General features: G+C 61.2%; 16 protein-coding genes and 1 pseudogene. 5 read left to right on the plus strand and 12 right to left on the minus strand.

Annotated elements, in window-relative coordinates:
- Nucleotides 1–34: 34 nt before the first annotated feature.
- The 7 genes and pseudogenes from cobA to ACA068_RS10160 all read right to left on the minus strand — a co-directional run bounded on the left by cobA (nucleotide 35) and on the right by ACA068_RS10160 (nucleotide 10,279).
- Nucleotides 35–820 carry a uroporphyrinogen-III C-methyltransferase gene (cobA, locus tag ACA068_RS10130; RefSeq protein ID WP_497309500.1) on the minus strand — a complete coding sequence of 262 codons (786 nt, stop codon included), beginning with the start codon at nucleotides 818–820 and terminating at the stop codon, nucleotides 35–37.
- Nucleotides 821–830: 10 nt separating this feature from the next.
- Complete coding sequence (locus ACA068_RS10135) at nucleotides 831–3,545, minus strand: nitrate reductase (protein ID WP_497309501.1); 2,715 nt, start codon at nucleotides 3,543–3,545, stop codon at nucleotides 831–833.
- A gap of 2 nt (nucleotides 3,546–3,547) precedes the next feature.
- A pseudogene (locus tag ACA068_RS10140) lies at nucleotides 3,548–4,804 on the minus strand (NAD(P)/FAD-dependent oxidoreductase); the annotation flags it as partial.
- Between the two features lie 423 nt (nucleotides 4,805–5,227).
- Complete coding sequence (locus ACA068_RS10145) at nucleotides 5,228–6,901, minus strand: bifunctional protein-serine/threonine kinase/phosphatase (protein WP_497309502.1); 1,674 nt, start codon at nucleotides 6,899–6,901, stop codon at nucleotides 5,228–5,230.
- A gap of 7 nt (nucleotides 6,902–6,908) precedes the next feature.
- A complete protein-coding gene (locus ACA068_RS10150; RefSeq protein WP_497309504.1) occupies nucleotides 6,909–8,120 on the minus strand; it encodes a nitrate/nitrite transporter in 1,212 nt (403 codons plus the stop codon).
- Nucleotides 8,121–8,476: 356 nt separating this feature from the next.
- Nucleotides 8,477–9,052, minus strand: coding sequence for an ANTAR domain-containing response regulator (locus tag ACA068_RS10155; protein ID WP_008146285.1), 576 nt, complete (start codon nucleotides 9,050–9,052; stop codon nucleotides 8,477–8,479).
- 15 nt (nucleotides 9,053–9,067) lie between these two features.
- Complete coding sequence (locus tag ACA068_RS10160) at nucleotides 9,068–10,279, minus strand: CmpA/NrtA family ABC transporter substrate-binding protein (RefSeq protein ID WP_497309506.1); 1,212 nt, start codon at nucleotides 10,277–10,279, stop codon at nucleotides 9,068–9,070.
- Nucleotides 10,280–10,510: 231 nt separating this feature from the next.
- On the opposite strand from ACA068_RS10160, the gene ACA068_RS10165 reads away from it, so the two are divergent.
- A complete protein-coding gene (locus tag ACA068_RS10165) occupies nucleotides 10,511–11,530 on the plus strand; it encodes a quinone-dependent dihydroorotate dehydrogenase (protein ID WP_497309508.1) in 1,020 nt (339 codons plus the stop codon).
- 283 nt (nucleotides 11,531–11,813) lie between these two features.
- On the opposite strand, the gene rmf is transcribed toward ACA068_RS10165, so the two are convergent.
- Nucleotides 11,814–12,029, minus strand: a complete 216-nt coding sequence (gene rmf / locus ACA068_RS10170) for a ribosome modulation factor (protein WP_003223300.1) — start codon at nucleotides 12,027–12,029, stop codon at nucleotides 11,814–11,816.
- Between the two features lie 530 nt (nucleotides 12,030–12,559).
- Here rmf and rlmKL point away from each other — a divergent pair.
- Complete coding sequence (gene rlmKL / locus ACA068_RS10175) at nucleotides 12,560–14,830, plus strand: bifunctional 23S rRNA (guanine(2069)-N(7))-methyltransferase RlmK/23S rRNA (guanine(2445)-N(2))-methyltransferase RlmL (protein ID WP_497309510.1); 2,271 nt, start codon at nucleotides 12,560–12,562, stop codon at nucleotides 14,828–14,830.
- 141 nt (nucleotides 14,831–14,971) lie between these two features.
- The gene (locus ACA068_RS10180) at nucleotides 14,972–17,371 is read left to right on the plus strand and encodes a sensor domain-containing diguanylate cyclase (protein ID WP_497309512.1); all 2,400 of its coding nucleotides are present in this window, start codon (nucleotides 14,972–14,974) and stop codon (nucleotides 17,369–17,371) included.
- Nucleotides 17,372–17,540: 169 nt separating this feature from the next.
- Here the strand turns inward: ACA068_RS10180 and dacB are convergent, their stop codons facing one another.
- Complete coding sequence (gene dacB, locus ACA068_RS10185) at nucleotides 17,541–19,001, minus strand: D-alanyl-D-alanine carboxypeptidase/D-alanyl-D-alanine endopeptidase (protein ID WP_497309514.1); 1,461 nt, start codon at nucleotides 18,999–19,001, stop codon at nucleotides 17,541–17,543.
- Nucleotides 19,002–19,235: 234 nt separating this feature from the next.
- Here dacB and ACA068_RS10190 point away from each other — a divergent pair, with 234 nt between their 5' ends.
- On the plus strand, nucleotides 19,236–19,580 hold the full coding sequence (locus ACA068_RS10190) for a YggL family protein (RefSeq protein ID WP_007896965.1): 345 nt from the start codon (nucleotides 19,236–19,238) through the stop codon (nucleotides 19,578–19,580).
- A 193-nt stretch (nucleotides 19,581–19,773) separates the two neighbouring features.
- Here the strand turns inward: ACA068_RS10190 and ACA068_RS10195 are convergent, their stop codons facing one another.
- Complete coding sequence (locus ACA068_RS10195; protein WP_497309516.1) at nucleotides 19,774–20,964, minus strand: benzoate/H(+) symporter BenE family transporter; 1,191 nt, start codon at nucleotides 20,962–20,964, stop codon at nucleotides 19,774–19,776.
- A 349-nt stretch (nucleotides 20,965–21,313) separates the two neighbouring features.
- Between ACA068_RS10195 and ACA068_RS10200 the strand changes: the two genes are divergently transcribed.
- Nucleotides 21,314–22,078 carry a GntR family transcriptional regulator gene (locus ACA068_RS10200; protein WP_064378756.1) on the plus strand — a complete coding sequence of 255 codons (765 nt, stop codon included), beginning with the start codon at nucleotides 21,314–21,316 and terminating at the stop codon, nucleotides 22,076–22,078.
- Between the two features lie 154 nt (nucleotides 22,079–22,232).
- On the opposite strand, the gene guaD is transcribed toward ACA068_RS10200, so the two are convergent.
- Both guaD and xdhC read right to left on the minus strand, forming a co-directional pair.
- Complete coding sequence (gene guaD / locus ACA068_RS10205) at nucleotides 22,233–23,537, minus strand: guanine deaminase (RefSeq protein WP_497309518.1); 1,305 nt, start codon at nucleotides 23,535–23,537, stop codon at nucleotides 22,233–22,235.
- A gap of 23 nt (nucleotides 23,538–23,560) precedes the next feature.
- Nucleotides 23,561–24,406: a xanthine dehydrogenase accessory protein XdhC gene (gene xdhC, locus ACA068_RS10210; RefSeq protein WP_497309520.1), complete on the minus strand. Its 846-nt coding sequence runs from the start codon at nucleotides 24,404–24,406 to the stop codon at nucleotides 23,561–23,563.
- Nucleotides 24,407–24,461: the final 55 nt, after the last annotated feature.

Below are 24,461 nucleotides of genomic sequence, written 5' to 3' on the forward strand. Positions count from 1 at the left end.
TTTCTTTGTCTGCGATTTGGTGAGGGGCGAACAGTCAGGCGCGTTGACATCCAACATTGATGTCGATGGACAAGGCCTCTTCGCGAGCAGGCTCGCCCTCACAGTAAAATGCAGAGCGGGCTGCAACAGCGCCAATCACCAGGATCGCCGGGCTTTTCAGTTCAAACACGCAGGCATCCTGCTCCATGGCCGTCAAATCGCTCCGACATTCGCGTTGGTGCGGCAGGGACGCGTTTTCAATCATCGCCACCGGCGTATCCGCCGCCATCCCCCCGGCCAGCAGTTGCTCGCGAATCTCGCTCAGCTTCGCCACGCCCATGTAAATCACCAACGTCGTGCCGCTTTGGGCCAGGGCTTGCCAGTTCAGGCTGCTGCCATCCTGCGTATGGGCGGTGACCAGCGTTACGCCCCGGGCAACGCCGCGCAGGGTCAATGGAATATCGCATTGCGTCGCACCCGCCAGCCCGGCAGTGATGCCGTTGACCAGTTCGACTTCAACACCGCGCTCGCGCAGCCACTGCGCCTCTTCACCGCCGCGACCGAAGATGCACAGATCGCCGCCCTTGAGCCGCACCACGCATTTGCCGTGGCGGGCATAACGCAGCATCAGGCGATGAATGAAGGCTTGAGGCGTGGAGCGACAGCCGCCGCGTTTGCCCACGGCAATGATCCGCGCGTCGGGGCAATGCTCCAGCACCGCGTCATTGACCAGATCGTCGATCAACACCACATCCGCTTCTCTCAACGCCCGAACAGCCTTGAGGGTCAGCAATTCAGGGTCGCCCGGGCCCGCACCCACCAGCCAGACTTTTGTGCTCATCGTATTTTCCTCACGAGATGACGGCGATCGGCTGCGCGGTGGCAGCCAGCAGGCGCTTGATTTCAGGTACACAGGAGCCGCATTGCGTGCCGCAGCCCAATTGTTGTTTCAGACCCTGCAAGTCCGGGCCACGGCTGATGCCGGCGCAGACTGCGCTTTGACTGACGTTCTTGCAGTTGCACAGGGTTTTTGTGCCCGCTGCCGCAGTACCCGCGTTACCCGGTGGCACGCTCAGCGGTGCCAACAGCCAGCGCCGCAGTTGTTCGTCGGCGCGGCCCTCAAGCCAGAGGTTTTGCAGCCAGTGTCGGGCGAGTGTTTCGCCGGCCAGGCGAATCGCGGTGATCCGTCCGTTCTCGATCCGCACGCGTTTGCCGATGGAACGCCCTGGGTCGTCGTAGGCCAGTACCGGACCGTCGTTGAGCGCCAGGCATCGGTCGATATCACGCAGCAGTTGCGGATCAGGTGCGATGGCGCTGGCAGCGCGTATCAGCAGCGCGGGGCGTTCACGGCCGACGAGGCTGAGGCTGACGTAGGAAAACGCCTCACATAGCGGTCTTAGGGTCTCAAAATGTTGTTGAACATTGCCCTCGACCAAGGCGAACAGCTGCCACGGCAACTGCACCGGCTCAAGTCGCACGCCGCTGTGTTTGAGTTCCGGCTGTTTTGACAGCGGATCGAAGGCGGGCAGGGTGAGGCTGTTCACGCCGCCCTTGAGAAAACGGTCACCAAAATGCATCGGCAGAAAGGCTTGGCCGGGCCGCACGCTGTCGTCGCTGGCGACCGGCACGATCACCGCGCCACGCCGACTTTTCAGGCTGATCAGATCGCCAGGTTGCAGACGATGCCGACGCAATTCATCCGGATGCAGGCTCAACACCGCCTCGCTGACATGGCCGAACAGCTGCGCGGCGGTGCCAGTGCGGCTCATGCCGTGCCATTGATCGCGCAAGCGGCCGGTAATCAGCGTCAGCGGAAAGTGTACGTCGCGCTGTTCCTTGGCCGCGCGATACGGATCGGCCACAAACTGAGCGCGTCCGCTGGCGGTCGGGAAAATGCCGTCCAGATACAGGCGTGCAGTGCCTACGCTGGCGCCAGAAGGGAAAGGCCATTGTTGTGGACCGAGGCGATCGATCAGCTCGTGACTGATCCCGGACAGGTCCAGATCACGCCCGCGGGTCAGGAGTTTGTATTCGTCGAAGACCTGCGCCGGCGTTTCAAAGGCAAACAGACTGTTTTGTCCGGGGCGCAACTGTTTTTCCAGGCGTTGTGCGAAGTCCGCCGTGATCGCCCAGTCGGAACGCGCTTCACCCGGTGCGACGATGGCCCGGCGGACGTGGGAAATACGCCGTTCAGAGTTGGTCACCGTGCCGTCCTTCTCGCCCCAACTGGCGGCGGGCAACAGCAGGTCGGCGAACGCGGCGGTCTCGGTGGTGCGAAAGGCTTCCTGCAACACCACGAACGGGCAGGCCTGCAGGGCAGCGCGCACGGCGGTCTGGTCCGGCAGTGATTGGGCGGGGTTGGTGCAGGCGATCCACAGGGCTTTGATTTTTCCGCTGCGAACCTTCTCGAACAACTCGATCGCGGTGAGCCCGGTATTTTCCGGAAGTTGGTCAACACCCCAGTAAGCCGCCACTTGCGCGCGATGCTCGGCATTGGCCGCTTCGCGATGGCCAGGCAGCAGGTTCGACAGGCTGCCGGTTTCCCGTCCGCCCATGGCATTTGGCTGGCCGGTCAGGGAGAAAGGTCCTGCGCCCGGCCGGCCGATTTGCCCGGTGGCCAGGTGCAGGTTGATCAGCGCGCTGTTTTTAGCGCTGCCGGCGGTGGACTGGTTTAATCCCATGCACCACAGCGACAGAAAACTCGTGGAGGTGCCGACCCATTTGGCGCATTCCTGTAATTGCTCGACCTCGATCCCACACAGCTGCGACACCATTGACGGCGTGTAATCGCGTACAAGATTTTTCAGCTCGGCCAAACCTTCGGTATGAGCCTGGATGAAGTCGCGGTCGACCCAGTCTTCCCACAGCAGCAGGTGCAAAATCCCATGGAACAAGGCGACATCGGTCCCGGGAAGAATCGCCAGGTGCAGGTCAGCCAAATCGCACGTGTCGGTACGACGTGGGTCAATGACGATGACTTTCATCTGCGGGCGGCGGGATCTGGCTTCTTCCAGGCGACGAAACAGTACCGGGTGGGCGTAGGCCATGTTGCTGCCGACGATCATCACGCAGTCGCTCAGTTCCAGGTCTTCGTAGCTGCACGGCGGCGCATCGGCCCCCAGGCTGCGCTTGTAGCCAACCACCGCGGACGACATGCACAGCCGCGAATTGCTGTCGATGTTGTTGGTGCCCACCAGCGCCCGCGCCAGTTTGTTGAAGGCGTAATAGTCCTCGGTCAGCAACTGCCCGGAAATGTAGAACGCCACGCTGTCCGGGCCGTGTTCGGCGATGGTTTGGGCAAAGACATTGGTCGCGTGGTCGAGCGCGGTGTCCCAGTCGGTGCGGCTGCGGGCCAGGCCTTTGCCCAGGCGTAATTCGGGGTACAACGCTCGCGTGGTCAAGTCGCCCGTCAGGTGCAAGGTCGAGCCCTTGCTGCACAATTTGCCGAAGTTCGCCGGGTGGCTCGGATCGCCGCTGACGCCGAGGATGCGCTCGCCGTCATGCTCGATCAGCACGCCGCAGCCGACCCCGCAGTAGCAGCAGGTGGAAGCGGTGATCTGGTTCATCAGCTTGCTTCCCTGCCTGGGTGTCCTGCGTCGCCGAGGGCCTGCTCCATAAACGCAGCGTCGCCGAACATCAGGTGATCGCGGATCTCGTCGATGTCTTGATTCTCACGAATCTGTCGGAAATACCACCCGCCATCGGCTGTATCGCCGTACAGACAGGCACCGACCAGCACGTCATCCTTGATCACCAGTTTTTTGTAGACCCCACCGATCGGGTCGGAGAGGGTGATGGTTTCGGTGCCTTCGCCGCCCATGAAGTCGCCGGCGGAGAACAGGTCGATGCCCGTGACTTTCAATTTGGTCGAGGTCACCGAGCCTTTGTAGGTGGCGAAGCCCAGTTGCGCGAGGTGGTTGGCGCAGACCTTGGCTTGCTCGAACAGCGGCGCGACCAGGCCGTAGGCGGTTCCGCGGTGGCTGGCGCATTCGCCGATGGCATAGATCCGTGGGTCATAGGTTTGCAGGGTGTCATTGACCAGAATCCCGCGATGGCAGGGAATGCCGGATTTTTCCGCCAGTTCAGTGCTAGGGCGAATGCCGGCGGCCATGACCACCAGGTCGGCGGGGATGATGTCGCCATTCTTGAATTCAACCGAGCCGACCCGGCCGTTGCCGGCATCGTGCAGGGCCTGGGTCTGTTCGCCCAGACGAAAATGCAGGCCACGGGCTTCCAGGGCGGTTTGCAGGAGTTGACCACTGGTGTTGTCCAGTTGCCGTTCCAGCAGCCATTCGCCGATGTGCACCACGGTGACGTGCATGCCGCGCAGCATCAGGCCGTTTGCGGCTTCCAGGCCGAGCAACCCGCCACCGATCACCACGGCGTGCTTGTGGGTTTTCGCGGTGTTGATCATGACCTGGGTGTCGGCGATGTCGCGGTAGCCGATCACGCCCTGCAAGGTATTGCCGGGGATCGGCAGGATGAACGGGGTCGAGCCGGTCGCGATCAGCAGGCGATCGTATTCCGCTTCGGTGCCGTCGTCGGCGATGACCCTGCGTTTGATTCGGTCGATCTCCACCACTTTGCGGTTGAGCAGCAACTTGATGTTGTTGTCCAGGTACCAGTCGAGATCGTTCAGTACGATCTCGTCGAAGGTCTGTTCACCGGCCAGTACCGGTGACAGCAGGATGCGGTTGTAGTTGGTATGGGGTTCGGCGCCGAAGACCGTGATGTCGTACAGCTCATTGCTCAGCTTGAGCAGTTCTTCCAGGGTGCGGACCCCGGCCATGCCGTTGCCGATCATCACCAGTTTTAGTTTTTTCATCAGGTTCTCCGGGGAGCTCGGACCCGCCTCATCAGGGCTGTCAGGTCTTGCTCGACATATTTTGCGCAAACAAAAAAAGGCGTCCCGCTAGTTGCCTAGCGAGGACGCCTTTGTCCTGGTCCCGTTCTCTCGGGAAGCGCACCCTTCATCGTTGAAGGCTGGGCTTTATGTCTGTTGGGAGAGGTAATGCAGTGGTTGTGCCAAGTCGTTCAGGATTCGGTTTTAGTGGGTTCTGAGTAGGATTTCAGGATCAGATTCACTGTTTCTGCACCGATTCGAAGCGGGCCGCCCGGTCTTGGCGCATGGGGAACCTGTGGCGAGGGCGCTTGCTCCCGCTGGGCTGCGAAGCAGACCCAAACATTCTGCGACCGCTGCGCGGTCGAACGGGAGCAAGCTCCCTCGCCACAGGGGATCTGGTTCGAGTCAGGATGAGTGAAACAGCAAAACCAGCAGCACCAGATTCACCACCAACATCACCAGCGCCAACGTCCGCCAGACCTTCAGCGGCTCGCGCTCCAGCAGCGGTCTGGGCCGCACACTCAAACTGCGTCGCTCTCCCTGTTCCAACAGCAACAACCATTCTTCCGCCGTTTCAAAGCGTTGACCCGGATCCGCTGCGACCGCGCGCTCCAGGCTTTGCGCGATCCAGTCCGGCAGGTCGGGGCGGTAGCGGCTGGCGCTGATGGGCACGCCAAAGCGTGGACGCTGGAAGGCTTCGATTTCGCCGTAGGGATAATGCCCGGTCAGCAGGAAATACAGGGTCACACCGACTGCGTACAGATCCTGTTGCGGTGTCGGTGCCTCACCGGCGAAGGCTTCCGGCGCGATATAGCTCGGCGTGCCGGGCAGGGTCGTGGGTTGATCTTCTGACAGGCCTGGGCAGTAGGCGAGGCCGAAATCCAGCAGGCGCAGCTCACCGTCGTCGCCCAGCAACAGGTTCTCCGGTTTGATGTCGCGGTGAAGAATCTGCCGGCGATGTAGCATGCCGACGGCCTTGAGCAGACGCTCGGCCAGATCCTGCCATTGCGCCAGCGGCAGCGCGGCAACCCGTTCGTGCAGCTGCGCCAGAGTGGAGCCGGAATATTCGCGCATCACGTAATACAAATGCTGACGCTGACTGGCGGCATGGACTTCAGGGAAATGCCGTCCGGCCACACGCTTGAGAAACCATTCCTCCGACAGCAATGCCTGCCCGGTGAGGTGATCGTCGCGCAGTGCACCGGGCAAGGTTTTCAGCAGCCAGGGTTGTTGCTGGCTGTCGCGAACCCGATAGAGCAGCGACTGCTGGCTCTGGCCGAGCATCCCTTCGACCTGCCAACCTTCGAACGTCTGGCCCGGTTTCAGCGCGGGCGGCAGCGGCCATTGCTGCAAATGAATCAGCGCATCGCCGATGCTCGTTTCACCGAGGGCATCGACTCGCACCAACAGAGCGCTGGCATTGTCCTGACTGCCGGCCAAGTGCGCTGCGCTGACCAGGGTTTGCGCAGCGCTGTGCAGGTCCGGTTGATCGCGCAGAATCGCCGCAATGGCGGTGTCGCCCAGAACAGCCCAGATGCCATCGCTGAGCAGCACGAAGCTCTCATCGAGGCGCAATTCACCGTCGAGAAAATCCAGGACCAAATGCTGATCGAGCCCCAGCGCACGCTTGAGCACGTGCTGCATGCCCGGCTGGTCCCAAACGTGATCCTTGCTAAGTCGCTGCAACGTGTCGGCGTGCCAGCGATACACCCGGCAATCGCCGACATGGGCCAAGGTAAAACGCCTGCCGCGCATGACCAAAGCACTGACAGTGGTGAGCAATGGTTGCCCACCGCCATTGGCCTGCAGCCAGCGATTTTGCGCCAGCAGCAGGCGATCCAGCGCCTGTGCGACACCCCAGGTTTCCGGGGTGGCGTAATAGTCCAGCGCCAGGGCCTGCAAGGTCGAACGGGCGGCGAGACCGCCATCGGCGCACTGGCTGACCCCGTCGGCGATGGCGAACAGGTAACCCTTGCTCGCCGCCAGCGCCGGGGCCGGAGTGACCAGGCGCAGGGCGTCCTGATTTTCCTCACGAGGGCCGATGGCGCTCGCTTCGGCGAAACTCAGTTGCAGGCTCATTGCGGTCTCAGACCCGAGCGGCGGTCACAGCGGCCGAACCCCAGGTGGTTCTCCAGCGACGTTTCACCCCGTGCAGGCCGAACCAGGCAAGCACGCCGAGGCTGGCGAACAACCACAGGGCCAGTTGATAACTGCCGGTGCTTTGCTTGATCGCGCCCATGCCCGCCGCCAGGGCGAAACCACCGATGCCGCCGGCCATGCCGATCAAACCGGTCATTACGCCGATCTCCCGACGAAAACGCTGTGGGACCAATTGGAAAACCGCGCCGTTACCCGCACCCAAACCGAGCATGGTGCAGACGAAAAGTGCCAGGGCCGCGTAGGAACTCGGAAGGTTGAAACCCACCGCCGCGATGCAGATCGCTGCGACCGTGTACATCCCCAGCAATGTGCGAATCCCGCCGAAACGGTCGGCCAGCGCGCCGCCCAACGGACGCATCAGGCTGCCACCAAACACGCAGGCTGCGGTGTAGTAGCCAGCGGTCACCGGGCTCAGGCCGTATTGGTCGTTGAAGTAGCCGGGCAGGGCGCTGGCCAGGCCGATGAAGCCGCCGAAGGTCACGCTGTAGAAAAACATGAACCACCAACTGTCTCGGTCGCCCAAGGCCTTGAAGTAGTCGGACATGGACTTGGCTTTCGGCCGCTCAGGCGCGTTTTTGGCCAGCCAGGCGAAGACGATGAGGGTCAGGATCAGCGGGATCAGGGCGAAGCCGAACACGTTGCTCCACCCGAAGGCGGCCGCCAGCACCGGGGCGATCAACGCGGCGAGCACAGTGCCCGAGTTACCGGCACCGGCGATGCCCATGGCTTTGCCTTGGTGTTGTGGTGGATACCATTGCGAGGCCAGCGGCAGGGCGACGGCGAAGGATGCGCCGGCCATGCCGAGGAACAGGCCCAGCACCAGCGCTTGTTCGTAGCTGTGGATGCCGAGTTTCCAGGCGCCAAACAGCGCGCAGATGACGATCACTTGGCCAATCAGCCCGGCGGTTTTCGGCGACAGGCGATCCGCCAGCAGGCCCATGACAAAGCGCAGCACGGCGCCGGCCAGAATCGGCGTGGCCACCACCATCCCGCGCTGTTGGGTGGTCAGGTGCAGGTCGGCGGCGATCTGCACCCCCAAGGGGCCGAGCAGGTACCAGACCATGAAACTCAGGTCGAAATAGAGGAAGGCCGCGAACAATGTCGGGGTATGGCCAGATTTCCAGAAGCTTGAATTCATCGCGCACCTCAGCTGTAGGGAGTCTCGAGAAGGAGTCAGAAGCTTGCAGGTGGGGCGCCGCCTCGGCCGCACCACCGGCCCCGATCTCTGGGGCCAAAACGAAAAAACGCCGCCACCCGATTCGCCATGGGCAAATGAGGTGAGCGACGTCTTTGTCGTAGGTGGGGCAACCGCCGTTGGTTACCTGTAGCGATTACTTAGCGAGATCTGTGCCAACAGGTGAAACCGAGTTGCGGCCATTCGCGGGCAAGCCTCGCTCCTACGGGTTTTGTGGTGAGTTCAGAGGGTGTGGGCGACACAAGACCCGTAGGAGCGAGGCTTGCCCGCGAAGGCGTCTTCACAGGCTCCGCAAGGCTTCAGCCAAGCAATTCGCTCATGGCAATAATCTGCTCCGCCACCTGAATCAGCTTCTGCTGCCGGCTCATGGCCTGGCGGCGCATGAGGGTGTAGGCCTCTTCCTCATTACAGTCCTTCATCTTCATCAACAGCCCCTTGGCCAGCTCGATGCGCTTGCGCTCGGCCAGTTGCTGGTCGCGGGCATTGAGCTGGGCGCGCAGGGCCTGGTCGCTTTCAAAGCGGGCCATGGCGACATCGAGAATCGGCTGCAAGCGTTGTGCGTGAATGCCTTCGACGATGTAGGCACTGACCCCGGACTTGATCGCCTGGCGCATCACATCGGGGTCATGTTCGTCGGTAAACATCACAATCGGCCGCGGTTGGTCGCGGCTCACGAGCACCACTTGCTCCATCACATCGCGGCTCGGTGACTCGGTATCGATCAGGATCACGTCCGGACGCACCGTTTCGACGCGCGCGGGCAGGTCGATGGTCAGGCCGGATTCGTCGATCACCTCGAACCCGGCTTCGGTCAGGGCCGCTTTCAGGCGACCGACTTTCTTCGCGGTGTCGTTGATCAGCAGGATACGCAACATATTCGCAGTCTCCTGTCAGCGGCTGGCGAGAAGGGGGGAGCTGTCGCTCATGGCGTGCAGCTTGAAACTGCGGGCATAGCCGGTCGGGTCGGAGCCGTCCCAGATTTTGCCGTCGATCAATTGGCTGCTGCGCATGTCCTCACCCTCGGCGGCAACACCGACTGCGCTGGCGGCCTCACGGTACAAGTCTAGTTGCTGGACCTGACGGGCCACGCCGAGGTAGTCCGGATCGTCGCGCAACAAGCCCCAGCGGCGAAACTGGGTCATGAACCACATGCCGTCGGACAAATACGGCACGTTGACCTCGCCTTCCGCATGGAAACGCAGCGCATGCGGGTCCTGCCAGCGATTGCCGAGGCCATCGGCGTAGTCGCCGAGCAAGCGCGGTTCGATGCAATCGAGCGGTGCATCGAGGTATTCGGGCGCGCTCAACAGCTTCGCGGTGCTGCGGCGGTTTTCGCTGCTGTCTTCGATGAAGCGGCTGGCTTCGAGGATCGCCATCACCAACGCCCGGGCGGTGTTGGGGCACTGCTCGACAAAAGCGCGGGTGCAGCCGAGAACTTTTTCCGGGTGATCGGGCCAGATGGTCTGGGTCGTTGCCAGGGTGAATCCCAGATTTTGCTGAACCGCGCTGGCGGACCACGGTTCACCGACGCAGAAGCCGTCGATACGCCCGGCTTGCAGGTGCGCGACCATCTGTGGCGGTGGCACCACCACGCTGTCGACGTCCTGCAACGGATGAATGCCCTGACTCGCGAGCCAGTAATACAGCCACATGGCGTGGGTGCCTGTCGGAAATGTCTGGGCGAAGGTCAGTTTTGGGCGACTTTGGTGCACGTGCCGGTCCAGTGCTTCAGGACTGGTCACCCCCAAGGCCTGCAAGCCGTGAGAAAGATTGATGCTCTGGCCGTTCTGGTTCAGGCCCATGAGCACCGCCATGTCGGTCGGCGCTACGCCGCCGATGCCCAGGTGCACGGCGTAAATAAGGCCGTACAGGCTGTGCGCGGCGTCGAGTTCGCCGCTGACCAGTTTGTCCCGCAGGTTGGCCCAGGACGACTGGCGCTTGAGGTTCAGGGTCAGGCCGTAAGGTTGGGCGAAGCCCTGCGTGGCCGCGACCACCACCGAGGCGCAGTCACTCAGGGCCATGAAGCCGAGGTTGATTTCAGTCTTTTCCGGGGCATCGCTGCCATTGACCCAGGCCAGTGGGCCCGCTGTGGTTTCATTCATGGCTAAACACCTTCCAAAAAAAAGCGCCGTACCGGGCTGCTTGCCGTGGCAAGGCCAGGTGACGACGCCTTTGTCTTTCGACTCATCCCGCCGTTGGCATGAGTGCTGATGTCAGTGATGGTGCAAGGCATATGCCACCGCCCGCTGATTTTGTCGCGCGCCTCGCTTGCGACACCGATGCCCGGCTATAATCGCCGCCTCATTTCGCCGCCATTCGAGTCAAAACCGCCCATGTACACCCTGGCCCGTCAGCTGTTGTTCAAACTTTCCCCGGAAACCTCCCACGATTTGTCCCTGGACCTGATCGGCGCGGGCGGGCGTTTGGGCCTCAACGGTTTGCTGTGCAAGGCGCCGGCGAAAATGCCGGTGAACGTCATGGGTCTGGAATTTCCGAACCCGGTAGGGTTGGCGGCCGGTCTGGACAAGAACGGCGCGGCCATCGACGGGTTTGCGCAGTTGGGTTTCGGCTTTGTCGAAATCGGCACCATCACCCCGCGTCCGCAGCCGGGCAACCCCAAGCCACGGATTTTCCGCCTTCCGGAAGCCGAGGCGATCATCAACCGCATGGGGTTCAACAACCTCGGCGTCGATCACCTTCTAGCTCGCGTGGCGGCGGCCAAGTACAAAGGCGTGCTGGGCATCAACATCGGCAAGAACTTCGATACGCCGGTTGAGCGCGCGGTCGACGATTACCTGATCTGCCTGGACAAGGTGTACGCCCACGCCAGCTACGTGACGGTCAACGTCAGCTCGCCGAACACCCCGGGCCTGCGCAGCCTGCAATTTGGCGATTCGCTCAAGCAATTGCTGGCTGATCTGGCGACCCGTCGCGCGGAACTGGCCTTGCGCCACGGCAAACATGTACCGCTGGCGATCAAGATCGCGCCGGACATGACCGACGAAGAAACCGCACAGGTCGCGCAGGCGCTGATCGAAACCGGGATGGACGCGGTGATCGCCACCAACACCACCTTGAGCCGCGTCGGCGTTGAAGGCATGGAACATGGTGACGAGGCGGGCGGTCTGTCCGGCGCACCGGTTCGCGAGAAGAGCACTCACACCGTGAAGGTACTGGCGGCGGAACTGGCCGGGCGCTTGCCGATCATCGCTGTCGGCGGCATTACCGAAGGCAAGCACGCGGCTGAGAAAATCGCTGCGGGTGCCAGCCTGGTGCAGCTCTATTCCGGCTTCATCTATAAAGGCCCGGCGCTGATTCGCGAGTCCGTCGACGCCATCGCCGCCCTGCGCTGAACCCTCTGCGAGCGGGCTTTTGTGGCGAGGGAGCTTGCTCCCGCTCGGCTGCGAAGCAGTCGTGTTTTTCCTGACAAACAATGTTGAGTGTCTGGAGGCTGCTTCGCAGCCCAGCGGGAGCAAGCTCCCTCGCCACAAGATCGATTTCACTCGCGAAAGGTTTTTGCAGGCATAAAAAAGGGCTCCTCGAAGGAGCCCCTGGGCCGAAGCCCGCCGCCCGGATGGGGCGTGCGTGGTAAGTCGTTACGTAATCAGATTGTCGTGTCGGAGTGTGTGCCCTGTGTTAGCCGACGGCGTGAAGTTCGTTGAGTCTGTGGATTCCCGCAGTGCCGGTCATACCGTCCCAGTTGTCGCCGCGTCCTTCTCGCCAGCCGTTAATCCAGGCTTGGCGTACCGACGGTAGAGTAAATGGGCAAAGCTCACGGGATTTGCCACCAACGCCATATTGATATCCGCGCAAAAATGCTCTTTCCAACGGATCACGCTTAAGTCTTCTCATAGGGTGTTGCCCTCACTTGTTGACTGTATTTATCGCGTCGACCTCAATTGAGGTCTGGCAGAAAAATTCCTGCCGTTGGGGCTCGCTGCCGGCGTCGCGAGCCAAGGTGTTGACGTCGTTGCGGCGTCAACCTGTATGGAGTTCTAACCAATGCGTCACATCGAGGGAATGATCGTTTTGTCATAAGAACGTAACCGTAAAGATGCTAAGGCCATAAGTAACACGATGTTTGTCCCGTGTTTATTGGTCAAAGCCCTGTATGATCGGGCCCCCGCAGGATGATAGGTTTAATCCTTTAGTGAGAATGGCTCCTGTTGAGCAGGAGGACTATTCGACGAAGGGTCGGCTTATGACATTTTGTTGCATCAACATTTTTATCTGCCTGTGCATCTAAGCTCTTCTAATCTGAGCAGCACAGGTGGGACGGCACACCTTCGTGCCACGCGGGCGCTCTTTTAGAAAAGCGCCTGATTGAAAACCGGGCCGGCAATGCGTTGCCGGTTCACTTAGCTAAAGGCTCTGAAATTCCAATGTCCGATCAATTCGAAATCTTCCTCACTTGCCCTAAAGGCCTTGAAGGCCTGCTGATCGAGGAAGCCGTCGGGCTTGGCCTTGAAGAAGCACGTGAGCACACCTCTGCCGTGCGCGGCATGGCCACCATGGAAACCGCTTATCGCCTGTGCCTGTGGTCGCGTCTGGCGAACCGGGTGCTGCTGGTGCTCAAGCGTTTCCCGATGAAGGACGCCGAAGACCTGTACCACGGCGTACTCGACATCGAGTGGCAAGATCACATGCTCAACGATGGCACCCTGGCCGTCGAGTTCAGTGGTCACGGCTCGGGCATCGACAACACTCACTTCGGCGCCTTGAAAGTCAAAGACGCCATCGTCGACAAACTGCGCACTCCGCAGGGCGACCGTCCGTCCATCGACAAGCTCAACCCGGACCTGCGCATCCACCTGCGTCTGGACCGTGGCGAAGCCATTTTGTCCCTCGACCTCTCCGGCCACAGCCTGCACCAGCGCGGTTATCGCTTGCAGCAGGGCGCGGCGCCGCTGAAGGAAAACCTCGCGGCCGCCATCCTGATCCGTTCCGGTTGGCCACGCATTGCGGCCGATGGCGGCGCACTGGCTGACCCGATGTGCGGTGTCGGCACGTTCCTCGTCGAAGCAGCGATGATCGCCGCCGACATGGCGCCGAACCTGCGTCGCGAGCAGTGGGGCTTCACCGCCTGGCTCGGCCACGTGCCGGCGCTGTGGAAAAAACTTCACGAAGAAGCCACCGAACGCGCCGCGGCCGGTCTGGCCAAGCCACCGCTGTGGATTCGCGGTTACGAAGCCGACCCGCGCCTGATTCAACCCGGCCGCAACAACGTCGAACGTGCAGGCCTGAGCGAATGGATCAAGATCTACCAGGGCGAAGTCGGTACGTTCGAGCCGCGTCCGGATCAGAACCAGAAAGGTCTGGTGATCTGCAACCCACCGTATGGCGAGCGTCTGGGCGACGAGGCGAGCCTGCTCTACCTTTACCAGAACCTCGGCGAGCGTCTGCGTCAGGCCTGCCTGAACTGGGAAGCGGCCGTCTTCACCGGCGCGCCGGACCTGGGCAAGCGCATGGGCATCCGCAGTCACAAACAGTATTCGTTCTGGAACGGCGCCTTGCCGTGCAAATTGCTGCTGATCAAAGTCACGCCGGACCAGTTCGTCACCGGCGAGCGTCGCACCCCGGAACAGCGTCAGGTCGAGCGTGAGCAGGCCGAAGTCGAAGTCGCAGACAATGACGTGGCACCCGGCAAGTACGAGAAGTACAACAAGAATGGCAACCCGATCAAACCGGCCCCAGTGGTGATCGAGCAACCGCGCTTGAGCGAAGGCGGGCAGATGTTCGCTAACCGCCTGCAAAAGAACCTCAAGGCTTTGGGCAAGTGGGTCAAGCGCGAGGGCATTGATTGCTACCGCGTCTACGATGCCGACATGCCGGAATATTCCATGGCCATCGACCTGTATCAGGATTGGGTCCACGTCCAGGAATACGCCGCGCCAAAGTCCATCGATCCGGAAAAAGCCTCGGCGCGCATGTTCGATGCCCTGGCCGCCATTCCGCAGGCCTTGAACATCGACAAGAGCCGCGTGGTGGTCAAGCGCCGCGAGCGTCAGAGCGGCACCAAGCAATACGAACGCCAAGCGGCGCAGGGCAAGTTTGTCGAGGTCAATGAAGGCGGCGTGAAGCTGCTGGTCAACCTCACCGACTATCTCGACACCGGGCTGTTCCTCGACCACCGCCCGATGCGCATGCGGATTCAGAAAGAGGCAGCCGGCAAGCGCTTTCTCAACCTGTATAGCTACACCGCAACCGCCAGTGTTCACGCAGCCAAGGGCGGTGCGCGCAGCACCACCAGCGTCGACCTGTCGAAAACCTACCTGGACTGGGCGCGTCGCAACCTGTCGCTGAACGGTTTCTCTGACAAGAACCGTCTGGAGCAGGGTGACGTGATGGCGTGGCTCGATGCCTGCCGTGACGAGTACGACCTGATCTTCATCGATCCGCCGACGTTCTCCAACTCCAAACGCATGGAAGGGATCTTCGACGTGCAGCGCGATCAGGTGCAATTGATCGACCTGGCGATGGCGCGCCTGGCGCCGGGTGGCGTGTTGTACTTCTCCAACAACTTCCGCAAGTTCACGCTCGAGGAGAACCTCGCCGCGCGTTATGCCGTTGAAGAAATCACCGCCCAGACCATCGATCCGGATTTCGCCCGCAACGGCAAGATCCACCGTGCCTGGAAAATCACAGCGCGTTGACAGATCAGCAATTGGATCCACAGAGCCTTGATTTTTAAAGGCTCTTGGGTTCTTTCAGTGCTGGTCAAATTGATGGCTAATAGCTATAACTCAACGCATGGCCAATGGGCTTTCCCGCACCTGGCGTTTTGAGTTGCGTTTATGTCGTTGCACGCCGTGCGCCCCAAGATCCTGGGATTTATCAGCGAAGATGTCTCGGCCTGGCTGGTCGCGCTGCTGGTATTGCTCGTCGGTGGGATTCTCACTGGATTGCTGGCCTGGTCGACACTGAATCTGTTTCACCATCAATTAAGGCAACGTTTCCAGCTGCTCGCCAGCGAACGTTACAGCCGCATCGAAGAACGTTTCGAAGATCAGGAGCAGCGCCTCGACGGCCTGCGCCGGTTCTTCGCCAATTCCGAGTCGGTCTCCCGCGAGGAGTTCGAAGGCTATACCCAACCGTTGCTGCACCGCACGCAGGCATATTCATTCGCTGCGCGGATCACCCGTGCCGAGCGGGCAGCGTTCGAGCGCAAGGTGCGCGAGGAGGGGTTGAGCGACTTCACGCTGCGTGAGCTCAATGCCGACGGCCAACTGCAATTGGCGGCCGAACGGGATGAGTACGTGGCCGTGCTCTTCAGCCAGACCCAAAGCCGGCTCGGCTCGCCGCTGGGGTACGACTTGTTCGCCCAGCCGTTGCGCCGCGCCACCCTTGACCGGGCCGACAAGCTGGGCAGTATGGCGGTGTCGCAGCCGATGCATCTGGTCAGCATCGAGCCGGCCTATGCGCGGGGTGTGCTGCTGGTGGCGCCGGTGAAGCGTCAGAGTGACGCGGCGACGGCGGCGACGAAACCCTACGGATATGTCATGGCTGTGATCAGCATGCGTCAGCTGCTGGCGGACGGTTTGCCGGAGGCCAGTTATGACTATCTCTCGGTGCGCATCCTCGACTTATCCACCGACGACCAGCACGAAGTGCTTTACGAGTCCTATAACTCGCCCGCGCCCAGCGAACTGTCCGCGACACGCCTGCTGCGTATGGCCGACCGCGACTATCAAGTCGACATCCTGCCCAGCGAAGCCTTTTTGAAGGCCAACCATTCCTCGGTGACCAGCCTCGTGGTGCTCGGTGGCTTGCTGAGCGTGCTGCTCAGCGCATTGCTCTACGTGCTGGTCAGCCAACGCCAGCGCGCACTGAAAATGGTCGAGCAGCGCACCCAGGAACTGCACGCCCGCGAGCAGGAATTGCGCGGCACTCACGGCCAGTTGCGCGGCGTGCTGAATGCCGCGACCCAGGTGGCGATCATCGCCACCGACCTGCGAGGCGTCATCAGCACCTTTAACGCCGGGGCCGAGCAAATGCTGGGATATTCCAGCGCTGAAGTGGTGGGGCGCATGACCCTGGAAAACCTGCACTTTCCCCGAGAGCTGGTCGCACGCTCGGCGGAACTGAGTGTGCGATATGGCAAGCGGATTCCGACCTGTCAGGCGATGTTGGTCGAAGGCGCAGAAGAGGGCGGTCACGAAGCGCGGGAGTGGACGCTGGTCCGTCAGGATGGCAGCCATTTGACCGTGAACATGCTCGCGACCCCGGTCCTCGACGAGCAAGGCCTGTGGGTCGGGCATCTGGCAATCTGTATCGACATCACCGAACGCAAGCGCGTTCACGAGGCGTTGGCCGCGCGCGACCTGTTGCTGAAAAAGCTCAGCGTCCATGTGCCCGGTGGCATTTATCAGTTCAAGATGGAATTTGACGGTCGCTTCAGTGTGATCTATGCCAGCGACGGGATTCGTGAGATCTACGAGCTCGAGCCGGACGTGCTGCTGCTCAACGCCGAGGCGATTTTCACGCGGATTCATCCCCAGGACACGACCCGCGTTCGCGCCTCGATCCGCGCGTCGGCGGACACCCTGAGCCCGTGGCGCGAGGAATACCGGGTGCAACTGCCTCAGCGCGGCCTGCGCTGGGTGCGCGGCGAGGCGACCCCGGAGGAACTGCCGGGTGGCGGCGTGCTCTGGCATGGCTACATCTCGGACATTTCCGACCTGAAGCGGGTGGAAGAAGAGCTGCGGGCGCTGTCGATTACCGACTCTCTGACCGGAATTCACAACCGCCGCTACTTTCAAGAACGCCTGACCACCGAGATGGCCCGGGTCGAGCGCGGTGGTGGCGAGTTGTCGGTGATCATGCTCGACATCGACCACTTCAAGCGCATCAATGACCAGCATGGACATGCCGTGGGTGACCGGGTGTTGCAGGTCGTGTGCGAACGCATCGGTCATCGTCTGCGACGTACCGACGTGTTCTGCCGCCTGGGTGGTGAGGAATTCATGGTGCTGTGCCCGGACATCGACGCAGAACATGCCCATGTCCTGGCCTTACAGCTGTGGCAAGGGTTGCGCAGTTCACCGATCGAAGGCGTCGGGGTCGTTACCGCGAGTTTCGGGATTGCCAGTTGGCGAGTCGGGGAGGGCGCGGATGCGCTGTTGCTGCGGGCGGATTCGGGGGTTTATGCGGCGAAGCAGGCGGGACGGGATCGGGTTGAAGGAGAGATGAACTAAGCCTTCATCCTGACCCCTGTGGGAGCAGTTTTAGAAAACGACACTGACCCAGTGTGGGAGCGAGCCTGCTCGCGATAGCAGTCTGTCAGTCACATCATTGTTAGAGTGCCGCCGTCATCGCGAGCAGGCTCGCTCCCACATTGGATCTGAGGTGTCGTGTAGATCCGGGTCAGAGCACCGAAGCCGTTTCCGGCACTTTCGGTTGGCGATACAGGTCCAGCAGCACCTGATCCAGCACCGAAGACGCGCCAAACGGGGCCTTGTCGTTGAGGATCGCCACCACCGCCCAGGTGTTGCCGTTGACGTCACGGCTGTAACCGGAGATCGCGCGCACGGTGTTCAGGGTGCCGGTCTTGACGTGGGCCTCGCCGCGCATCGCCGTGGTTTTCAGGCGTTTGCGCATGGTGCCGTCGGTTCCGGCAATCGGCATCGAGCTGATGAACTCGGCGGAGTAGGGGCTGCGCCACGCGGCTTGCAGCATCGCCGCCATTTCACGAGCGCTCACACGTTCGGCGCGGGACAGGCCGGAGCCGTTCTCCATCACCAAGTGCGGCGCGGTGATGCCTTTCTTCGCCAGCCACTGACGCACCACGCGCTGGGCAGCCTTGGCGTCGTCACCGTCGGCGTCGGTGCGGAATTTCTGGCCCAGGCTCAGGAACAGCTGCTGAGCCATGGTGTTGTTGCTGTATTTGTTGATGTCGCGAATGATTTCCGCCAGATCCGGCGAGTAGGCCCGGGCCAGCACCTTGGCGTTGTTCGGCGTCGGCGCCAGACGATCCCTGCCCTGGATGCTGCCGCCCAGTTCCTTCCAGATCGCCCGCACGGCACCGGCGGTGTAGGTCGCGTGGTCGAGCAGCGACAGATAAGTCTGCGAGCTGCAGCCTTCGCCCAACTGACCGCCGACCGTCACGGTCACGCTGCCATCGGCCTGGGTCACCGGGTTGTAACGCACGCCACCGGTGCATTGCTTGGAATTGACCGCTTTGACCTGGTTTTCAATATGGATGCTGGCAATCGGCGGCTCTACTGACACCAGGACCCGGCCGTTGTCGTTGCGCGCCACGAAGCGCAAGGCCTTGAGGTTGACCAACAGCGAGTCGGGTTTGACCAGGAACGGTTTGTTCTCGTCATTACCGTCGTCGTTGAACTCCGGCAGTTGCGGTTGCACGAAGAAACCGCGGTCCAGCACCAGGTCGCCGGTGATTTGCGTCACGCCGTTGGCGCGCAAGTCACGCATCAACAGCCAGAGTTTTTCCATGTTCAGTTTCGGATCGCCGCCACCCTTGAGGTAGAGGTTGCCGTTGAGGATGCCGCCGCTGAGGGTGCCGTCGGTGTAGAACTCGGTTTTCCACTGATGGTTCGGGCCGAGCATTTCCAGCGCGGCATAGGTGGTTACCAGCTTCATGGTCGAGGCCGGGTTGACCGAAACGTCAGCGTTGTAGATGGTCGGGGTGCCCGGGCCGTTCAACGGAATCATTACCAGCGACAGGGCGTTGTCCGGAAGCTTGCTGGCCTTGAGGGCTTTTTCGACGTTGGGTGACAGACCGGTGTTGATGGTGGCGGCGGAAACGGAGAAGGCCAGAGGAAGAAGGAAACCGGCCAGCAACAAGGGACGCAAAGATTTGATCATGTGAAATAAAACCCTACATTCGAGGGGAAAAAAGACGAGGGCATGAAGATAAATTCCCTCAGTGGTCATGAAAGTGTCGGCATTATGCCCCAAGGTGTAACGGCTTGTGCCTTGCCGTGGCCCTCTAATCCGCAATTTTTTTACCGACGGTCAGCCACGCGCCCCAGAGAGTCGGGCAATTAGCGGCTTAAACTGCTAAAGTGCCGCCCGTTATTACTTATGAGGATTGTTCCAATGGCGACTAACCGTTCCCAGCGTCTGCGCAAAAAACTGTGCGTCGATGAATTTCAAGAGCTGGGTTTCGAACTGAACCTGGATTTCAAAGAAGATTTGGCTGATGAAGCCATTGATGCTTTCCTCGACGCGTTTCTGAAAGAAGCCATGGAAGCCAACGGTCTGGGTTATGTTGGCGGCGACGACTTCGGTCTGGTTTGCCTGCAGAAGCGTGGCTCGGTGTCCGAAGAGCAGCGCGCTGCTGTTGAAGCCTGGCTCAAAGGCCGCAGCGAACTGACCGAAGCAACCGTCAGCCCGCTGATCGACGTCTGGTACCCGGAAAAGCCGATCAATCCGGTAGCTTGATGTCATAAAAAACGGCGGCCCAAGGGTCGCCGTTTTTTTATGCCTGCTTTTTGTAGGTGTATGGCTTGGCCTGCGATGTCGATCTCGGGGATGCCTTCGCGGGCAAGCCTCGCTCCTACAGGATTGAGGTGTGCCGATGTTTTTTGATCGACACTCAACCCTGTAGGAGCGAGGCTTGCCCGCGAAGGGTCCCTCAGGCCTTGCGCCAATTCAGAATCACCAGCGTCAACACCCCGGCCACAATCCCCCAGAACGCCGAACCAATGGAAAACAGCGTCAGCCCCGACGCCGTGACCATAAAGGTAATCAACGCCGCCTCACGTTCTTTCACTTCGGTCATGGCAATGCTCAGGCCATTGATGATCGAGCCGAACAGCGCCAGCGCCGCAATCGACAGCACCAACTCTTTAGGCAGCGCCGCAAACAACGCCGCCAGCGTTGCGCCGAACACCCCGGCAATCCCGTAGAAAATCCCGCACCAGACCGCCGCCGTGTAGCGCTTGTTGCGATCCTCATGGGCATGCGGCCCGGTGCAGATCGCCGCGCTGATGGCCGCCAGGTTGATCCCATGGGAGCCGAACGGTGCCAGCAGCAGTGAGGCGATGCCGGTGGTGGTGATCAGCGGCGAGGCAGGCACGGTGTAGCCGTCGGCGCGCAATACCGCGATGCCGGGCATGTTTTGCGAGGTCATCGCCACCACAAACAACGGAATACCGATGCTGATGGTCTCGGCCAAAGAGAAGTGCGGCGTGGTCCAGACCGGCGTCGCCACTTCCAGATGGAAACCGCTGAAGTCCAGCAGCCCCATGAACCCGGACAGCGCCGTGCCGATCAGCAACGCTGCGAGCACGGCATAACGCGGCGACAGGCGCTTGACCAGCAGATAAGTGAAGAACATCCCCAGCACCAGTCCGGTACGATGCTGCACGGCGACGAAGATTTCGCTGCCGATCTTGAACAGAATCCCCGCCAGCAGGGCGGCGGCCAATGACGCCGGAATCTTTCTCACCAGCCGTTCGAAGCTGCCGGTCAGGCCGCAAATCGTCACCAGCACCGCGCAAGTGATGTAGGCGCCGATGGCCTCGCCGTAACTCACGCCACCCAGGCTTGTGATCAGCAGCGCCGCGCCGGGGGTCGACCAGGCGATGGTAATCGGCGTGCGATAACGCAGGGACAGGCCGATCGAGCACACCGCCATGCCAATCGAGATCGCCCAGATCCACGACGAAATCTGCCCGCTGGTCAGGCCCGCCGCTTGTCCTGCCTGAAACATCAGGACCAGGGAGCTGGTGTAACCGGTCATCATCGCGATGAAGCCGGCGACGATCGCCGACGGTGACGTATCGGCCAAGGGGCGGAGCTGTGTGTGCGTGGCGTCGTTCATGACAGCGGTGTTCCTTGTTCTGATAAAAATGCCGAATCCCCTGTAGGAGCGAGGCTTGCCCGCGAAGGCGTCCTATCATTCAACATTGATGTCGACCGGTACGACGCCTTCGCGGGCAAGCCTCGCTCCTACAAAGGATTGTGTGGAAGCGGCGGATTCTGCGATCAAGCCTAAACTCAAAAGTAACCAACCGTTGCGATACAGCAGAAGCGACAAACAGCCGTACAGTCGTGTTGCCACCATCCATTGTGTACAATCGCGGTGTTTTTTACGCGATACTTGCCAGCGACCCACTGTGCCGTATTACAGTCACGGTCAATTCGCCGCAGTTCTCCCGACTCGAGTGCCCATGAACGAACAGTTGCAGCCCCTAAAGAAACAACCGCGAGCAGGCAAAGCCGGCCGCAGCGGTACCCAGGACGATATTGTCTACGCGCATATCTTCGAGGCCATCCTCGAACAGCGTCTGGCGCCCGGCACCAAGTTGAGCGAAGAAGCGCTGGGGGAAATTTTCGGGGTCAGTCGCACCATCATTCGCCGCGCGCTGTCGCGCCTGGCCCATGAAGGCGTCGTGCTGCTGCGTCCGAACCGTGGCGCCGTGGTCGCCAGCCCGAGTGTCGAGGAGGCCCGTCAGGTGTTCCTGGCCCGGCGTCTGGTGGAGCGGGCGATCACTGAACTGGCGGTTCAGCACGCGACCGCCGAGCAGATTGCCGAGTTGCGGCAGATGGTCAACGACGAGCGCGACAGCTTCTCCCGTGGCGATCGCGGTGCCGGCATCCGTTTGTCGGGCGAATTCCACCTGAAACTGGCCGAAGCAGCGAAGAATGCGCCGCTGATCAGCTTCCAGCGCAGCTTGGTGTCCCAGACTTCGTTGATCATTGCCCAGTACGAAAGCGGCAACCGTTCGCACTGTTCCTACGACGAGCACACCCAGCTGATCGACGCCATCGAAGCGCGTAATGGTGAGCTGGCAGTGGACCTGATGATGCATCACATGGATCACATCGACAGCAAACTCAACCTTGATGAAGAAAGCGCGTCGGATGATTTGCATGCGGTGTTCTCGCATTTGTTGCAGACCAAGAAGCCTGGGCGGCCTGCTGCCAAACTCTGAACGATCGAGTTGCGGCCTTCGCGGGCAAGCCTCGCTCTTACAAGGGCTTCGCGTTAAACCTGTAGGAGCGAGGCTTGCCCGCGAAGGCGGCTTCAAAGGCAATAAAAATCCCCCGGACTGAAGAGTACGGGGGATTTTTTATGCCCGAAAAAACCTAGCGCTGATGCACCTGATTCCCCGCCGCATACGTCTGCAACACGGTCCGGTCATCCCCCAGTGTCATCAACACAAACAACGTCTCGGCAATGTTATTGGCCTGCTTCAAGCGATAGCTCAGCAGCGGCGTGGCGTTGTAGTCCAGCACCAGGAAGTCGGCGTCGGTGCCCGGTTTCAGCGTGCCGATCTTGTCTTCCAGGCGCAACGCACGCGCACCACCCAGGGTTGCCAGGTACAGCGATTTGAACGGGCTCAGGCGCGCACCTTGCAGTTGCATGACCTTGTACGCTTCGTTCAACGTTTGCAGCAGCGAAAAACTGGTGCCGCCGCCCACGTCCGTGCCCAAACCTACATTGAGTTTGTGCTTCTCGGCCATCGGCAAATTGAACAGGCCGCTGCCGAGGAACAAGTTCGAGGTCGGGCAGAAAGCAATCGCCGAACCCGTCTCCGCCAGCCGCGCGCATTCGTCGTCGCACAGGTGCACACCGTGGGCGAACACCGAGCGCTCGCCCAGCAATTGGTAGTGATCGTAAACGTCGAGGTAGCCCTTGCGCTCGGGGAACAGCTCCTTGACCCACTCGACTTCCTTCAGGTTTTCGCTGATGTGGGTCTGCATGTACAGGTCGGGGTATTCGCTGAGCAACTGGCCGGCGAGGGTCAGTTGTTCCGGGGTGCTGGTCGGGGCAAAGCGCGGGGTGACCGCGTAGTGCAAGCGGCCCTTGCCGTGCCAGCGCTCGATCAGCGCCTTGCTTTCCACGTAGCTGGATTCGGCGGTGTCGGTCAGATAGTCCGGGGCGTTACGGTCCATCATCACCTTGCCGGCGATCATCCGCAGGTCCAGCTGCTCGGCGGCTTCGAAGAATGAGTTCACCGATTGCGGGTGCACGCTGCCAAACACCAGCGCCGTCGTGGTGCCGTTGCGCAGCAGTTCCTTGATGAAAATGTCCGCGACTTCGTCAGCGTGTGCCTTGTCGGCGAACTGGCTCTCACACGGGAAGGTGTAAGTGTTGAGCCAGTCCAGAAGCTGCTCGCCGTAGGCGCCGACCATGCCGGTTTGCGGCAAGTGAATGTGGGTGTCGATGAAACCGGGGGTGATCAGCGCGTCCTGGTAATGAGTGATCTCGATATCGGCAGGCAGGGTCGGCAGCAAGTCGCTGGCGTGGCCGAGGGCGCTGATCTGGCCGTTATCGACCACCAGCAGGCCGTCTTCGAAATACTCATACGAGGCTTCGATGCCCACTTCGGCGGGGTCGGCGATGCTGTGCAGGATGGCGGCGCGGTAGGCTTTGCGAGTCAGAGGCATAAAATTTCTCAGTTCGTGGCTTTTTAGTTCGAAGCTTGGCTGCGGCGTGAGGCAGGCAGCAGTTTGGCGATCGATGATCCGGCGCTGGCAGTTTGCTGGCCGAAACTGGCGTTATAGGTGGCGATGATTTCGCCGGCGATGGAGATGGCGATTTCCACAGGCAGCTTGCCTTTGACTTCGCCGATGCCCATCGGGCAGCGCATGCGTTGCAGCACGGCGCTGTCGAAACCACGGTCACGCAAGCGGTGTTCGAACTTCACCCGTTTGGTCTTCGAACCGATCAGGCCGAAGTAGGCGAAGTCGTCGCGCTTGAGGATCGCGGCGGTGAGTTCGAGGTCGAGCTGGTGGTTGTGGGTCATGACGATGCAGTAGCTGCCGGCGGGCAGGTTGTCGATTTCATCCACCGGTTCTTCGGCGACGATTTTGCGCACGCCGTGGGGGATCTGCTCGGGGAATTCGGCTTCCCGCGAATCGATCCAGCGCACCCGGCAGGGCAGGCTGGCGAGCAGCGGCACCAGCGCCCGGCCGACATGGCCGGCGCCGAACACGGCGATCTGCGCCTGGACCTGGCCCATCGGTTCGAACAGCAACACGGTCACGCCGCCGCAGCACTGGCCCAGACTGGCGCCGAGGCTGAAGCGCTCCAGATGGGTGTCCTGCTTGCCGCTGGCCAGCATCTCGCGGCCGATCTGCATGGCTTTGTATTCCAGGTGCCCGCCACCGATGGTGTCGAAGGTCTGGTTGGCGCTGATGACCATTTTCGAACCGGCATTGCGCGGCGTCGAGCCGAGCTCTTCGATAATGGTCACCAACACGCAGGGTTCACCCTGGGATTGCAGGTCGGCGAGGGCGTCGATCCAGTTGTACATGTTTTCACCTCGACATCTGTGTTGTCTGTTCGGGCCTCTTCGCGGGCAAGCCTCG

The sequence above is a fragment of the Pseudomonas sp. LBUM1660 genome, from assembly GCF_059695935.1.